General features: G+C 69.5%; 15 protein-coding genes and 1 riboswitch. Of the genes, 2 read left to right on the top strand and 13 right to left on the bottom strand.

Going from position 1 to position 14,826, the window contains the following annotated elements:
• Positions 1 to 274: 274 nt before the first annotated feature.
• The 3 genes from ACSSVZ_RS19435 to ACSSVZ_RS19445 form a co-directional block, all read right to left on the bottom strand.
• Complete coding sequence (locus tag ACSSVZ_RS19435) at positions 275 to 1,771, bottom strand: phenylacetate--CoA ligase family protein (RefSeq protein ID WP_453972396.1); 1,497 nt, start codon at positions 1,769 to 1,771, stop codon at positions 275 to 277.
• A 300-nt stretch (positions 1,772 to 2,071) separates the two neighbouring features.
• Positions 2,072 to 3,076: a hypothetical protein gene (locus tag ACSSVZ_RS19440; protein ID WP_453972397.1), complete on the bottom strand. Its 1,005-nt coding sequence runs from the start codon at positions 3,074 to 3,076 to the stop codon at positions 2,072 to 2,074.
• A 13-nt stretch (positions 3,077 to 3,089) separates the two neighbouring features.
• A complete protein-coding gene (locus ACSSVZ_RS19445; protein WP_453972398.1) occupies positions 3,090 to 4,151 on the bottom strand; it encodes a hypothetical protein in 1,062 nt (353 codons plus the stop codon).
• 248 nt (positions 4,152 to 4,399) lie between these two features.
• Here ACSSVZ_RS19445 and ACSSVZ_RS19450 point away from each other — a divergent pair, with 248 nt between their 5' ends.
• Positions 4,400 to 5,410, top strand: coding sequence for an AraC family transcriptional regulator (locus ACSSVZ_RS19450; protein WP_453972399.1), 1,011 nt, complete (start codon positions 4,400 to 4,402; stop codon positions 5,408 to 5,410).
• 173 nt (positions 5,411 to 5,583) lie between these two features.
• On the opposite strand, the gene ACSSVZ_RS19455 is transcribed toward ACSSVZ_RS19450, so the two are convergent.
• The 5 genes from ACSSVZ_RS19455 to ACSSVZ_RS19475 all read right to left on the bottom strand — a co-directional run bounded on the left by ACSSVZ_RS19455 (position 5,584) and on the right by ACSSVZ_RS19475 (position 8,433).
• Complete coding sequence (locus tag ACSSVZ_RS19455) at positions 5,584 to 6,345, bottom strand: CbtA family protein (protein ID WP_453972400.1); 762 nt, start codon at positions 6,343 to 6,345, stop codon at positions 5,584 to 5,586.
• A 190-nt stretch (positions 6,346 to 6,535) separates the two neighbouring features.
• Positions 6,536 to 6,718, bottom strand: a complete 183-nt coding sequence (locus tag ACSSVZ_RS19460; RefSeq protein ID WP_453972401.1) for a CbtB domain-containing protein — start codon at positions 6,716 to 6,718, stop codon at positions 6,536 to 6,538.
• A 51-nt stretch (positions 6,719 to 6,769) separates the two neighbouring features.
• Positions 6,770 to 6,981: riboswitch (cobalamin riboswitch) on the bottom strand.
• A 19-nt stretch (positions 6,982 to 7,000) separates the two neighbouring features.
• Complete coding sequence (locus tag ACSSVZ_RS19465; protein ID WP_453972402.1) at positions 7,001 to 7,285, bottom strand: hypothetical protein; 285 nt, start codon at positions 7,283 to 7,285, stop codon at positions 7,001 to 7,003.
• Positions 7,282 to 7,611, bottom strand: a complete 330-nt coding sequence (locus ACSSVZ_RS19470) for a hypothetical protein (protein ID WP_453972403.1) — start codon at positions 7,609 to 7,611, stop codon at positions 7,282 to 7,284. The genes ACSSVZ_RS19465 and ACSSVZ_RS19470 overlap by 4 nt, the downstream gene beginning before the upstream one ends.
• 48 nt (positions 7,612 to 7,659) lie before the next feature.
• Complete coding sequence (locus ACSSVZ_RS19475; RefSeq protein ID WP_453972404.1) at positions 7,660 to 8,433, bottom strand: ferredoxin--NADP reductase; 774 nt, start codon at positions 8,431 to 8,433, stop codon at positions 7,660 to 7,662.
• Positions 8,434 to 8,881: 448 nt separating this feature from the next.
• Between ACSSVZ_RS19475 and ACSSVZ_RS19480 the strand changes: the two genes are divergently transcribed.
• Positions 8,882 to 9,424 carry a hypothetical protein gene (locus ACSSVZ_RS19480; protein ID WP_453972405.1) on the top strand — a complete coding sequence of 181 codons (543 nt, stop codon included), beginning with the start codon at positions 8,882 to 8,884 and terminating at the stop codon, positions 9,422 to 9,424.
• Positions 9,425 to 9,446: 22 nt separating this feature from the next.
• Here the strand turns inward: ACSSVZ_RS19480 and ACSSVZ_RS19485 are convergent, their stop codons facing one another.
• The 5 genes from ACSSVZ_RS19485 to ACSSVZ_RS19505 all read right to left on the bottom strand — a co-directional run bounded on the left by ACSSVZ_RS19485 (position 9,447) and on the right by ACSSVZ_RS19505 (position 14,787).
• Complete coding sequence (locus ACSSVZ_RS19485) at positions 9,447 to 10,427, bottom strand: NAD(P)H-quinone oxidoreductase (RefSeq protein ID WP_453972519.1); 981 nt, start codon at positions 10,425 to 10,427, stop codon at positions 9,447 to 9,449.
• Between the two features lie 9 nt (positions 10,428 to 10,436).
• A complete protein-coding gene (locus ACSSVZ_RS19490; RefSeq protein ID WP_453972406.1) occupies positions 10,437 to 11,288 on the bottom strand; it encodes a fumarylacetoacetate hydrolase family protein in 852 nt (283 codons plus the stop codon).
• 44 nt (positions 11,289 to 11,332) lie between these two features.
• On the bottom strand, positions 11,333 to 12,313 hold the full coding sequence (locus ACSSVZ_RS19495) for a VOC family protein (protein ID WP_453972407.1): 981 nt from the start codon (positions 12,311 to 12,313) through the stop codon (positions 11,333 to 11,335).
• A gap of 70 nt (positions 12,314 to 12,383) precedes the next feature.
• Positions 12,384 to 13,385, bottom strand: a complete 1,002-nt coding sequence (locus ACSSVZ_RS19500; RefSeq protein WP_453972408.1) for a TRAP transporter substrate-binding protein — start codon at positions 13,383 to 13,385, stop codon at positions 12,384 to 12,386.
• Positions 13,386 to 13,485: 100 nt separating this feature from the next.
• A complete protein-coding gene (locus ACSSVZ_RS19505) occupies positions 13,486 to 14,787 on the bottom strand; it encodes a TRAP transporter large permease (protein WP_453972409.1) in 1,302 nt (433 codons plus the stop codon).
• Between the last annotated feature and the right edge of the window lie 39 nt (positions 14,788 to 14,826).

Consider the following 14,826-nt stretch of genomic DNA (forward strand, 5'->3'; position numbering starts at 1 on the left):
TTCAGGGGAATAGCGCTTCTTCGGCATTCTCAGCTCCAATGTTGGAGCCGAAATCTAACTCACAACAGTGGCCACTTGCCGGGGAGCAGGCCACCCGGAGGGAAGCCGCAAGGGCACTTGTTCTGGGCTCCCACCAGCGCACGACCGTGCGCCGGCCGGTCAGGCCGCGCCCGCGCAGCCGGTGCGCGTAGCGCACTCGGCGTGAGCGCTACAAAGCTCTCTCTCTCCGCAAGCCCGGACGGAAAACCGCAAGGGCACTTTTCCTGGGCTTGCTCTATCTCAAATCCACGAACCGGGCGGCCTTGACCGAGCTTTCGAAGGCCCGGGCGATGGTGCCGGGGGGCGACCAGACGAGGTCGGGGGTGAGCTCGAAGCTGCGGCGGACGCGGGCGGCGAGCTCGGCGCCCAGCGCCGCCGGGTCGGCGCCGCCGCCGGCCTCCAGGTGGACGCGCAGCACGTCGGCGCCGTCGGTCGCCACCACCTCGACGCGGAAATCGGCGACCCGGGCGTCGGCGAACATCATGTCCTCGAAGTCGGTGTGGCCGATGTTGACGCCGCGCACCTTGAAGAAGCCGGCGGTGCGGTGGGCGTGGCGCATCAGCGGGAACAGCGCGAAGCGCGGATCGGGCGCCCGGCGGCCGTCGTTGTCGGCGCGCAGGCCGGCCGGATACAGCGGGTTCCAGCCGTCGGGGGGCCCGCGCCCCTCCGGTTCCCACGTCTCCTCGATCTGCTTTTCTCCCCGCAGATCCGGACGGAAAACCGGTTCCCACTTTTCCTGGATCTGCTCGTCTCCCCGCAGATCCGGACGGAAAACCGGTTCCCACTTTTCCTGGATCTGCTCGGGGGCCAGCATCCGCACCACGTCGCCGGTGTTCCAGCGCAGGAACGGCGTCGCCTGGTTGGTGGCGAGCGCGGTGACCACCAGCAGCCCCTCGCCGCCCGGCGCCACCGGGGCGAGCGTCTCCGGGTCGACCACCTCGGGGTAGACGAAGTCGGACCAGATGCGGAAGCCGGCGCCCGGCGCCGTCTCCGCCCCCATCATCATCATCTCGGTCATGCCGATGGAATCGATGACCCGCGCCCCCCACAGCGCCGCCAGCTTGGCGCGCTTGGCCGCCGACAGCGGCTCCGCCGTGCAGATCACCGTGTGGACGCCGCAGTCGGCGAGGCGCAGGCCCTCGGCCGCGGCGAGGTTGGCCAGATGGATCGCGTAGCTCGACATGCCGACCCAGACGGAGGGGCGGAAGGCGCGGATGAGGTCGAGCTGCATCACCGAGGGGGCGGCGTTGCCGGCGCCGACCCACATGACGGCGGCGCCCTCCGCCTCCGCCGCCCGGGCGCACATGTGGCCGGCCGGATGAATGCCGAGCGGCAGCGAGATGTGGACGAGGTCGTCCGGACCGACGCCGGCGCAGGCGTAGACGCGGCGGAAGCCGGCCATGGCGTGGGCCATATCGGCCGCGGTGCGGGGGTAGAACAGCGGCCGGCCGGTGGAGCCGCCCGAGCGCCAGTATTCGACGGTGTCGCGGCGCCCGGCGGTGCAGAAGTCGGCGTAGAAGGCCTCGGGCGACAGCGCCCTGAGCTCCTCCTTGGTGAGGATCGGGATCTTCGCCCATTCGCCCGGCTCGGTGATGCGGTCGAGGTCGAGCCCGGTGAGCCGCGGCCGCCAGAACGGCGCGCGCAGCGCCCGCTCGACGGCGCGGCGGCGGCCCTCGCGCTGGGTGGCGGCAAGTGCGGCGGCCGTCTCCGGCAGCATCAGACCCTGGTTCACCGCCAGCCCCTCCTCACGTCCCGTCCTGCCGGCCGGCCCGGCCACGTCCCGCCCGATCCTGTCGTCCCGCGGCGCCGCCGGGCCGGGCTCGATAGGCCCCGGCCCGGCGGGCCTTGCGGGACACGTGGTGGACGGGCGCCTCCCAACGCCCGTCCACCGTCCCCCTCCCCGTCTCGCACGGCTCCGGGTTCCCCTGCCCGGAGAAGCGGCGGACGGGCGATCTCCCCATCCCCCGTCCGCCTTCCCCTCCCGGTCGCCCGGCCGCGTCGGAGGGCCGTCCGCCCGCCGCGCAGCCCGTGTTCACTCCGCGAGCACGCCCTCGCCCGTCAGTTCGCCGATCCAGCGCTCCGCCGCCCGGTAGGCCGCCGGCAGGTCGCCGGCCCGCTCCGCCGCCACCATCTCGGCCAGCCGCGCGCGCTTCTCCGGCGTGTCCTCGGCGATCTCGGCCAGCACGTCGGCGAGGCGCGCGTAGTCGTCGCCGACCGGGCAGACGTCCTGGCAGCGCCGGCAGCCGGTGACCACGCCGGCGCCGCGCAGGATCGACTGCCACAGATAGAACTGGTCCTTGGAGCGCAGCATCGCCTTCTTCTTCGCCGGGTCCGGCTCGTCGATGATGCGGCCGATGTGGTCGGCGAGCGCATGGAAGCCGTGCGGCGAGCGGTAGGTCTGGCAGGCCTCCCAGTCGCGGTCGAAATGGCGGATGACGTCGCCCGGGCATGCCGAGAGGCAGCGCCCGCAGGCAGCCCCCCGGCACAGCGCCTCGATGGCCCGGGCGTCGGCCTCCAGCGGCGCGGAGGTGAGCACCGCGGTGAGGATGACGCGCGGCCCGTACTCGGGCGTCAGCAGCATCTGGTTGAGGCCCAGCGTGCCCAGACCGGCCTCCACGGCGGCATGCGGCAGCGACAGGATCGGCCCGAGGGCGGCGCTGGCGTCGCCGCGATAGTCGAGCGGATCGACGTGGGTGGGCGGCACGATGAGGGCCGGATAGCCCCGGTCCTCCAGCCACAGCACCAGCTCCAGCGAGACCGCCTCGATGGCGGTCAGTGCCAGCTCGTCGTTGTAGTATTTGTGGCGTTCGTCCCAGCGCGGCAGCCGCGTGGTGCCGGCCGAGAGCCGCCTCGCCAGCACGATCACCCGGTCGGCGTCGTAGTCGGAGATGTCCATCGGCCGCTTCGGGCGCGCCGGGTCCGGCGGGTTCTGGTTGAGCGCGGCCGCATCGGCGATGCCGACGAGATCGGCGCCGAGCGCGCGGGCCTTGTCCTTGACGTCGTCGCTGGTGATCGGCTCCTGGAAGACGGTGACCATGTCGCGTGCTCTCTCAGCGCTCGGCGTCGGGGTCGGCGGCGGCATCGGCGGGTGCCAGTGCATCCGCATGGGCGTCGGCGCGGGCCTTCTGGGCCGCCTTGAAGGCCTGCAGCTGGCGGGCGACCAGGCCCTGGTAGCCGTCCTCGCCCACCCAGCGGCGGTTCCACTCGTCGAGGCCCGGGACCGGCTCGCCGGCCTTGCGCGCCTCCTTGAAGGCCTTCGCCTTCTCCACCTTCTCCGGCGTCTTTTCCGGGATCACCTTCTGCGGGCCGGCCAGGTGGGCGTGGTAGTCGTTGCCGACCGGGCAGACGGCGAGGCAGCGCGGGCAGTCGCCGAACGAGCCGACGACGCGCAGCAACCCCTGCCAGAAGCCGTAGATGTCGCGGCTCTCGACGATCTCCTTGCGGCGGGCGTCGTCGTCGGTGTCGATCATCTCCTCGAAGACGCCCAGCGAGGTCATGAAGCCGAACTCCTGGGCGGCGGTGGCGCAGGCGCGCTTGTCGATGCCGAAGTGCTTCACCGCATCGGTCGGGCACGAATAGAGGCAGCGCGAGCAGGATTCGCCGATGCACACCTGCTCGGTGATGCGCGGGTCGGGCTCCAGCTCCAGCTCGGTCAGGATGCCGGTCAGGTAGACGCGCGGCCCGAACTCCGGCGTCAGGATGTTGACCTCGAGGCCGAAGGTGCCGAGGCCGGCCTCGATCCCGAGATGGCGGGTCGACAGGCGGCCGTAGGAGGCGGTCTTCAGGTCCCAGTCGGTTTCCTGGGCGGCGGTGACGAAGGACGGGTGCCCCTCCCGCTCCAGCGCCTCGGCAAGCTTGTGGGCGATGACGTCCATCCGCCGCAGCACCAGCATGTCCATGTACTGGACGGCCGCCGACGCCTTCGCCCGGAACACCGCCACCGGAATGCGCGAGATGATGACGATGACGCTCTTGCAGTGGGGCGAAATGCGATCGGGTGTCTGCGGCCAGCGCGGATCCGGCGGAAACGCGTTCAGCGTCCTGGCGCTGGCGATGCCGACGAGGTCGGCACCGAAGTCCCTGGCGAGCGCTTTGACAGCGGCGGAATCCATTCGAGGCCTTTCACGGGGCCCGCCGACGGGCCCGGCACCACTCTGGAACCGTTATGATGTCGACCGCCGCCCGGCCTGACTAGCCCGATCGCGCCCCTCTAGCCCAATTCGGCACGGTGCCGCAAATTGCGCCGGATCGCCTCGGATGGCGGCACGATCGGCCACCGGACCCCGCATGCCGGCTGGACAGGACCGCCGCATCCGACCAGCATGCCCCCTGCATGCCCGGTGCGACATGCGAGGAACCAATGCCCCCAGAGCGCACGACCGTCCTCAATCCGCCCCTGCCTTTCGCCGCCCGCGACGCCACGGCGGGGGCTTCGTGGGGCCTCGCTAAGCGGCACGTCGCGCGCTTCTTCCGCACCCACGACCTGACCACCGCGGCCGACCTTCCCGGTTTCCGCCACAGCCACGCGAGCGTCGGCAGCCTGTCGCTGAACCACCTCACCTACGGCACCGAAACGGTGATCGGGATGCCGCCGCTCAGGGACTTCTACCTGCTGCAGTGGACGCTGGCGGGCACCGCGACCTACCGGCAGGAGGGAGCCGAACACACGGTGCACGCCGGCGGCCTGTACGTCGTCAATCCCGACCGCCGCACCGAAAAGACCTGGGGGGCCGACTGCACCCAGCTGATCGTGCGGGTGGACCGCTCGCTGCTGGACGAGGCGGTGGCCGGATGGGGGGCGGAGGGCGGACGGATCCTGGAGCCGGTGCTGTTCGCGCCCGCCCCGGCCTTCGAGACGGCGCGCACCGCCAGCCTGTTCGCCTTGCTGCGGGCGCTTGCCGGCGATGCCCGGGAAGGCGGCGTCGGCTGGGCCCATCCGCGGCTGGCGGAGCATGCGGGATCCGTGCTGGCGGGACTGATGCTGACGGCGCTCGACCATTCGGCCGGCGGCTGGCTCGCCGGGATCGGAGCGGCGCGGCCACAGGCGCTGTCGCGGGCCGAAGAGTTCATCAAGGTGCACGCCCGCGAACCGGTGCGCCTCGCCGACATCGCCGAGGCGGCGGGCGTGCGGCCGCGCACCCTGCACAAGGCCTTCCAGCACCATCTGGGGCTGACGCCGATCGCCTATGTCCGGCAGGTGCGGCTGGATCTCGCCCGCCGCGACCTGATGGAGGCGGCGCGGAGCGGCCGCACGGTCACCGACGTGGCGACCGACTGCGGCTTCGATCACCTGAGCAAGTTCGCCCGCAGCTACAAGACCCGGTACGGCGAAAGCCCGTCCGAGACCGTGCGCCGGTTCCGGACGGGATAGGTTTGCTGGTCAGATCGCAACCCCGGACGGAAAACCGCAAGAGCACTTTTCCTGGGTTTGCTCTTTCAGCCCGCAAACCCGGACGGAAAACCGCAAGAGCACTTTTCCTGGGTTTGCTTTTTCAGCCCGCAAACCCGGACGGAAAACCGCAAGAGCACTTTTCCTGGGTTTGCTCAGGCGTGGGCGACGTCGCTCTCGGCCTCGCCGGCGGCAAAGCGATGGAAGAACGCCCCGACCAGCCCGCCGAGCAGCGACCAGGACAGGAGCGTCGTCATCAGCGCCGCCACGATGAACCGGTGCTCCAGCGTTTCCGGGACTGCGGTCTCCATCTCGGCCAGCATCGGCGCTCCGATCAGGTGCGGAACGGCGAAGAGGACGACGGCGGCGGCGGCCGCAAGCGGCGAGCGCACGAACGCGACCAGGCCGAGGCTGACGGCGGTGGCGACCACCGTGCCGATCCACCAGGCCTGCCGTGCGCCGAGCTCGGCCGCCGGCATGCCGGGAAGCTCCGGCGGCAGGCCGAGCGACGGTGCCCACGAGAAGATCACGAAGCCGGCGAGGCCCCAGAGGAACCCTTCGCGCCAGGAGATCGGACGCCGCGACAGCACCAGGCCGGCCGTGAGCAGCAGCCCGAAGCCGACCTGGGTGATGACGTTGAAGAGCGCCGTGTAGACCGTGCGCTCGACCCCGTCGGCCGGCGCCCAGAAGGCCGGTTCGTGGTCGTGGGCGGGGGCAGCCGCTTCGGTCTCGGAGGACGCGGCACCGTGGTCGTGGCCGGCGGCGCCATGATCGTGCGCAGCCTCGCCGCCGTTCTCGTAGACCTCGGCGGCAAGAATCAGCGGGATGGTTCCGAAGTGCTGAACGACGGTGACCGCGAGTCCGACGAGCAGGCCCGCGAGCACGGCGGTGAAGACGATGGGACGGAAAATGGACATGGACGGCTCCCTGTGGCCGCAACGCACGCCGGGTCGCACCCTGGGCCCCTGCCGTCCGGATCCACCCGGTCAGCGAAGGCGCCAGCGCATCCGGCGGCACGGCCGACACGATGACATGAACGACGCCGGACCGCACGCAGCGGCCCCCGGACGTCTCGATCTACTCAAATCCCGGTGGCGCGACCGGATGTCAGTGACAGGGGAACGCGTTCGAGTGCCGCATGTCGTGGGCGGCGTTGTGCACGGCAGGCAGCTGGGTGAACCCGGCCACACCGATGACGAACACGCCGAGAGCTATGGCAGAGAGCGCCTGAACGACGGCGCTGGAGGACCGCGAAACGCGGACGGTGGACGAAGCGGCGTAAGTCGACATATTGACCCTCCCGGTCAAGCATGAACGAAAATCGGACCGGACCCATGTCCGGCCGGTGTCGCGCCTGGCAGGTCTCCTGGCTTGCGGGTCGCCATCTCCGTTCAGCCTTCCCGGCAGTCGCCAGTGGCAGAAACGAACGGAAACTCACCGCTCACAGTTGCGGGGGCAGCCACGGTCTCGGCCCCTCTTGGGTCGTCCTCACCGTGTTCCCTTTTCATCCCGGGGACTCTCGTCCCGCGAGAACCAGTGCACCGACGAGATAAGCCGTTGCCCCGCAGCCTGTCAATCGAAGCGGGGCGGCGCGGCACGCCTGAGATCGCGGCTGGTGAGATGGAAACGGGCGCCGGGAGAGAGCCCGGCCCGGGCGATCTTCGCCGTGGCGGCGGCCCGGAAGCGGCCGGTTTCGGCGGCGTACAGGGCCATGCAGGCCTCCGGCGTCGCGGAACCGTCCAGCAGCGTCCGGAAGGCGAGCCGATGCACCAGGCAGGCCCCCTCGCCGACCGGAAACTCCAGCGCGTCGAGATCGCTCCGCCAGCGAGCAGCGCCGTCGTCGCCGCCCGCCGTCACCGCTCGCAGCGATAGAGGCGAATGTCGGGATTGGCCTTCCAGGAGAAATAGACCTTGCCGTCGGCGAGCTTGCCGTACAGCGTCGCCGTACCGGCCGGATCACCCTCGTCCCGGCACTGGATGCCGTCGACCCGGAAGATGCCGTCCGCCCGGGAGCGGATGTCCTTGACCTTGCACTCGAAGGGACCGACCGCGATCCGCGACTTGGAAATCTCGGCGTCCATGCCCTGGCAGCTCGGCCCGGTGGAGAAATGGCCGAGAAACTCCTGGGCGTGAGCCGGCACGGCGAGCAGCAGCAACGACAGGACGGACAGGCGGGCGATCATGGGCGAGGCACCTCGTCGGATGGCGCGGGGCGCCGGGAGGCGGGCCCGCTATTTTTCAACAAACGCCTTTTCGATGACGAAGTGGCCGGGCTTGGCGTTCGACCCTTCGTCGAAGCCGCGGCCCTCCAGGAGCTTGCCGCAGTCGGCCAGCATGCCCGGGCTGCCGCACAGCATCACCCGATCGGCGTCGGGCGAGAGCGGCGTCAGGCCGAGGTCGGACGCGAGCTTGCCGGTCTCGACCAGCTCGGTGATGCGGCCGCGGTGCTTGAAGGGCTCGCGGGTGACCGTCGGATAGTAGAGCAGCTTGTCGCGCACCACGTCCCCCAGATAGGGGCTGTCGAGCAGGTCGGAGACGATCTTCTCGCCGTAACCGAGCTCGCGGACCTGGCGGCAGCCGTGCACCAGCACGACCTTGTCGAAGCGGTCGTAGGCCTCCGGATCCTTGATCACCGACAGGAACGGCGCGAGGCCGGTGCCGGTGCCGAAGAGGTAGAGCGTGCGGCCCGGCAGCAGCGAATGCTGGACCAGGGTGCCCGTCGCCTTCTCGCCGACGAGAATCGGATCGCCGGCGGCGATGTTCTTCAGCCGCGAGGTCAGCGGCCCGTTCGGCACCTTGATGGAGAAGAAGGAGAGCTCCTCCTCGTAGTTGGCGCTGGCCATCGAATAGGCGCGCAGCAGCGGCTTGCCGTCGACCTTCATGCCGATCATCGTGAACTGGCCGTTCTCGAAGCGGAAGGTCGGGCTGCGGGTGGTGGTGAAGGAGAACAGCGAATCCGTCCAGTGGGTGACGGAGAGGACGCGTTCTTCGTTGATGGCCGCCATCACTCTGTCCTTGTGGTCGGTCGGGCCTGGCGCCCGCTCTGACCGTCCGTCGCCACCTGCGCCGCCGGCGCCGGGCAGTCCGTCCGGTCGTCATGTCGGTGCCCGCGCCGATCCGGAAGCCGCGCAGACGTGGCCCGCTTGTAGAACACCTTGCAGGGCCCTGAAAAGGTAAGTCATGCTTCCGCACGCCGTGGTCAAGGGCAAGTTTTACCCGAACCCTGCCCGATATGTGTGGCGCACGGCGCGCCGGCTGACCTTGCGCCATCTCAATGTCGAGGACCGATCGGCGATTGCAGCGCGGCGCGCCCGCCAAAATCGCGCCGCGTCTTATCGTGGTCACGATCGGCCGCTTGAAGGGTCTTCGTGCCGCCGCCGTGTCCGGCGGGACGTGTCCCCTCCCCGGCGCCGGCGATCCCCGGCCCCGCATGCCGCACGCGAAAGGACCCCCATGCGCGCACCCGCCCTCGGCCTTCTCTGCCTGATCGTCCTCGGCGGCCCGGCCCTCAGCCTCGACCTGCCGGAGCAGGACCGGGCGGCGCTGGAGACGCGGGTCGAGACCTTCGATCAGGCGATCCGCGCCAACGACACCGATGGAATCATCGCCGTGGTGCCGCCGAAGGTGCTGGCGTTCATCGCCGAGAAGGCCTCGGTGACCGTCGACGAACTGAAGCAGGGGCTCGCCGGCCAGATCGAGCAGGCGATGACGGACGTGACCATCGTCTCGTTCGGCATGGACCTGGACGCCGCCGAGGTCGCCGAGACCGCCGAGGGCCGCACCTATCTGATGGTGCCGACCCACTCGGTGATGGAGGCGCCCAATGTCGGCAAGGTCGAGACGAAGACCCACACCCTGGCGTTCGAGGACGACGGCCGCTGGTATCTGGTGCGGCTCGACAACGACCGGCAGAAGGCGATCCTGAAGGAGGCCTATCCGGAATTCGCCGACATCACGTTCCCGGATGGCACCATGGAGATCCTCAAGGCCGATTAGGCCGGCCCTCGGACGGTGGCGCTCACCCGACCGTCAGGACGACCTTGCCGAAGTGCGCGCTCTGCTCCATCAGCCGGTGCGCACCGGCTGCATCGGCCAGATCGAAGGTCGCGTGGACGTGCGGCAGCATCCGGCCTTCTGCCACGAGGGGCAGCACGTCGCGCCGGACCGTCTCGACGATCGCCGCCTTGGCCGCCGCCGAAAGCGGCCGCAGCGTCGAGCCCATGATCGTCAGCCGGCGACGCAGAACGGGCTCCAGGTCGATCGTCACCTCGCGGCCGCCCTGCAGCGAGATGAGCGCATAGCGCCCGTCGTCGGCCATGCAGCCGATGTTCGCTGCCGTGTAGGCGCCCGCCACCATGTCGAGGATCACGTCGACGCCGCGGCCGCCCGTCGCCTGCATCACCGCCTCCGGCCAGTCCCCGGCGCTGCTGTCGATCGCAGGGTTGGCGCCGATCTCTGCGCAATAGGCGGTCTTCGCCGCGTCGCGCGACGTGGTGACGGGAATGGCGCCCAGCGACAGCGCCCGGGCGATGGCGTGGGAGCCGATGCCCGACGAGCCGCCGTGGATCAGCACCGTCTCCCCGGCCCGCAGCCCGGCCCGCATCACCATGTTGACCTCCACGGTGAGGGCCACTTCGGGCAGTCCCGCCGCCGCGACGAAGTCGAGGCCGTCCGGGAGCCGCAGGACGTGCCGGTGATCGACCTTGCAGAATTCCGCGTAACCGCCGCCGTGGACGAGCGCCATGACCCGGTCGCCCGGCCGGACGCCGTCGACGCCGTCGGCAACCGCTGCGACGACGCCCGCCACCTCGAGCCCCGGGATCGGGCTCGCGTCGGCGGGCACGGGATAGCGTCCGGCGCGCTGGGACAGGTCCGGCCGGTTGACCCCGGCCGCCCTGACTTCGAGCAGGACCTCGCCGGAGCCGAGGGTCGGAACATCGATCTCGTCGAGCACCAGCACCTCGGGGCCGCCGGGCTCGCGGATCGTCACCGCCTTCATGGACACCGCTCAGTCCTCTGCCACGATGGGGTTCGCCAGCGTTCCGATGCCGGTGATCTCCACCTCGATCCGGTCGCCCGGCTGCATGAACACCTTGGGCTCGCGGAACAGGCCGACGCCGCTCGGCGTGCCCGTGGCGATGATGTCGCCCGGCAGCAGCTCCGTCACCGTCGAGATGTATTCGATCAGCGCGGGGATATCGAAGGCGAGGTCCGAGATCGGCGTCGACTGCATGACCTCGCCGTTGAGCCGGGTCGTCATGGACTGGGCGGCAGGATCGGCGAGCGCGTCGGCCGTCACCAGCCAGGGCCCCATGGAGCCGCTGCGGTCGAAGTTCTTGCCGGCCCAGAACTGGGTGGTGTGGCGCTGGAAGTCGCGCACCGATCCGTCGTTGAAGCAGGAATAGCCGGCGACGTGCTCCATCGCGCGCGCGGCCGGGATCGCCCGGCCGGGCTTGCCGATGACGACGGCGAGTTCGCCCTCGAAGTCGAACCAGTCGGAGGCCGCCGGGCGGATCAGCGGCACGCCGTGCCCGACCAGCGAGGACGGATAGCGCGTGAAGATGGACGGCTGCTTCGGCGCGTCGCGTCCGGTCTCGCGGATATGGGTCATGTAGTTGAGGCCGATGCACAGGATCTTGTCGGGGTTCGGCACCGGCGGCAGCAGGGTGACGGCGTCGATGGCAAACGTCTCGGCGTCGGCCGCGGCGGTCCGCAGCGCGTCGAGAGCATCCGCCGCCAGCAGGGCGCGCAGATCCGCGTGGCGCGCACGCAAGGCCGGCCCCGCATCCCGGATCCGGTCGCCATCCGCCACACCGAACGACGCGCCGCCCTTGGGCAGAACGTAGGAACAAACACGCATATTCCAACTACCTTCTTGAATTGACTTCAGAATTTCGAACGCCGTCACTCTTGCGCGATGATGCTGTCGAGCCAGGCGCAGTTGCTCTGCGGATCGGCGGCGCGCTCGCCGCGCCGGGCGGCGTCCATGCGCATGGCGCGCAGCCGCTCCCTGTCGGCGGACCCTTCGGGCATGTAGAGACGGTCGTGCCCCCAGTAGCTCGGCCCGTCGAAGGTCTCGTGCGGCTCCCAGGTCTCAGGGTCGATCACCCGCGCGCCCCAGCCGTATTCGACGAAGAAGCCGGAGGGGGAGTTCGCGTAGAAGCTCAGCATGTGGTCGTTGGAATGGCGGCCGAGCGTGTAGGCCAGCCGGCCGTCTTCCTGCTGGGCGATGTCGTAGCCCTGGCCGACGTCGTCCAGCGACAGGAGCTCGACCATGAAGTGATGCATGCCCTGGCGGCCGGAGCCGACCATGGCGAAGCTGTGATGGCGGCCGTTGAGGTGGAAGAAGTAGAGCTTGTAGGGCTTCAGGCCGAAGTCGGTGACCTGGAAGCCGAGGAGATCGCGGTAGAAGGGCAGTAGCACGTCCACGTCGCGGGCATGGAGCACCGCGTGCCCCATGCCCAGCGAGCCGGTCTTGAACCCGGTGATCGGACGCGCCGGCCGGAACGGCTCCGAGGAGATCGCCGGGCCGCAGAACGCCTCCAGGCGGTTGCCTTCCGGATCGCAGAACGAGATCAGCCGGGCCACGTGCCGTTCGTCCGCGAGGGCGGATCGCTCGAGCGTCACCGCGACGCCGGCATTCTCCAGACGCGCCGCGAGTGCTTCGAGAGCGTCCGGCGTCTCGACCTCCCACCCCATGAAGTCGAGACCTTCCGGCCCGTCGCCGGTCACGATCAGCCGCTGCTTGCGGTCGTCCATCCGGAACGCCCGCACCGACCCGCCGGCATCGACCTGCTGCATGCCGAGAAGGTTGGTCGCGAAGCTTTGCCAGTCGGCCGTGCGGGACGAGCGAACGCCGATATAGCCAAGGGATGCGAGCGTCATGTGGTCTGCTCCTCGTCGTCGCACGGCCGCCCGGGCAGGCGGTTGACGCCGCCCGGCCGGCCGGACGGCCCTAATCGTGGGTTTCCAGCGCCTTCGAGAAGGCGTCGTAGATCGCCTGCCCGTCGGGGTTGTTGGCGATCCAGTCGGTGGTCGCGACCTCGACGGCGGCCTTCCACTTGGCCACCAGCGCCGGGTCCGGCTCGATCACCTCGGGATGGTAGGCCGAGACGATCTTCTCCCTCGCCTCTTCCACGTTCTGGTCGAAGGACTTGCCGAACCGTTCGGAAAACGCCGCGCCGGAAAACTTGTCGATCGCCGCCTTGGCGGTGTCGGACAGCGCTTCGTACTTCTGCTTGTTCATCACCACGAGCATCGGCGTACCGCCGAGCGGGATGATGTTGCAGTACTTCACCACTTCGCCGATGCGGAACGTCTCCATGGCGCCCCACTGGGTAAAGGTGCCGTCGATGAGACCGCGGCTGAGGCTCTCCGCCGCGGTGGGGCCGGTGATGCCGCCGACGGGAACCGCGCCGAGGGCATCGATCGCCGACAGCATGGTCGGCCCGGGCGCCCGGAACTTCTGCCCGGCCATGTCGGACGGCTCGCGCACCGGCTTGGTGGAGGTGACGAAGTTCGGGTAGGAGACGAGCACCCCGATCATCTTGAACTTGTCGTAGTCGCCCTTGAACAGGCCCTTCTCGTACATCTCCCACATGGCCGCGGAGCCGACGGTGGAACTGGGAACGAGGAACGGCAGCTCGGCGACCGTGCCCTCCTGGAAGCGGCCGGGCACGTAGCCCGGAATGACCCAGGCGATGTCGGCGACCCCGTCTTCGACCAGCTTGATCTGCTGCGCCGGATTGCGCCCGAGCGTGCCGCCGGGGAAGATCTGGATCGACAGCTCGCCGTTCGACGCGTCGCTCACGTCCTTCGCCCAGGGCGTCAGGATCTTCGCCGTCACGTGCGCGATCGGCGGCTCGAAGCTGGAAAAGCGGAGGGTCTCCGCGTGTGCCGAAACTGCGCCGAGTGCGACGGAAAGCGAGACCGTCAGCGCCACTCCCATGGATTTCATTGCGTCCTCCCGATTGTTCGTTTGAATGTGGCAGACGCTAGATCACGCGCCCGGGGACTGCAGCGGCGAACGCACTGCTGTCCGCCTCGTGAACAGCGGGTCATCCGAGCACGCGCGGAAGCCAGAGCGTGAGCACCGGAAACAGCACCAGCAGCGCCAGCCGCACGAGATCGACGCACAGGAACGGGAGGATGCCCCGGTAGATCGTTCCGAGGCTGATCGACTTGTGCATCGAGTTCAGCACCATGACGTTGATGCCGATGGGGGGCGTCAGCATGCCGATGCCGATGACGACGACGTTGACGATCCCCCACCAGACGAGGTCGTAGCCGAGCGTCTGGATCACCGGGATCACGAACGGCAGCGTGATGACCATCGCCGCGACCTCGTCGAAAAAGGCGCCGAGGAAGATGTAGAGCACCAGCAATCCGAAGATGATCGCTTCGGGCGGCACCGGGAGCGCCGAGATCAAGCCGACGAGGTAGGCCGCGCCGCCGGTAATCGCGATGAAGTAGGAGAAGATCGTCGCGCCGAACACCATGATGTAGATCATCGCGGTGCCGGCGCTTGCCTCGGCGAGCACGCGCACGAAGGATCTCCAGCTGAGGCGCCGCTTCAGCAGCGCGATGACGAACGCGATGACGACGCCGACGGCCGCGGCTTCGTTGACGGTGAAGATGCCGGAGTAGATGCCGCCCATCACCACCACCGCGAGCAGGATCACGCCCCAGGCCTCCCGGAATGCGTGCAGCCGCTCCTGAAGCGTCGACTTCTCGCCGCGCGGGCCGGCTTCCGGGTCCCGGATCAGCTTGATCTGGATGGCCACGATGTGGAGGGCGACGGCCAGAGCGGCGGGGATGATCGCCGCGACGAAGAGGTCCAGCACCGACTGCTCGGTCAGCACGGCGTAGAGGATCATCATCGAGGACGGCGGCACGATGATGCCGAGGGTGCCGCCGGCCGCGATCGATCCCGCCGCAAGGTCGGCCGCGTAGCCCCGCTTCAGCATTTCCGGCAGTGCGACCCTGCCGAAGGTGGCCGTCGTGGCCACCCCCGAACCGCAGATGGCGCCGAACCCGGCGCTCGCCACGATCGTCGTGGTGGCAAGCCCGCCGCGGCGATGGCCGACCAGGGCGTAGGCCAGATTGTAGATGTCGCCGGCAAGCCCGCCTGCGGCCGCCAGGCTGCCCATCAGCATGAACAGCGGGATCACCGCCAGGTCGAGATTGGCCATGGCCGAAGCCGGCTCGGTGGCCATCAGCGATACGGCCGGCGCCCACCCGGCCATTTGGCCGAAGCCCACGACCCCGACGAGCGCCATGGCGACGCCGATGGGGACATGCACGGCGATCAGCGCCAGCATGATGAGGAAGCCGATGAGCGCGATGAACAACGGGTCCATTCGGGAGGACTCCTTGATGGACTGGGAACGCCGGGAACG

Source organism: Amorphus sp. MBR-141 (assembly GCF_053628695.1).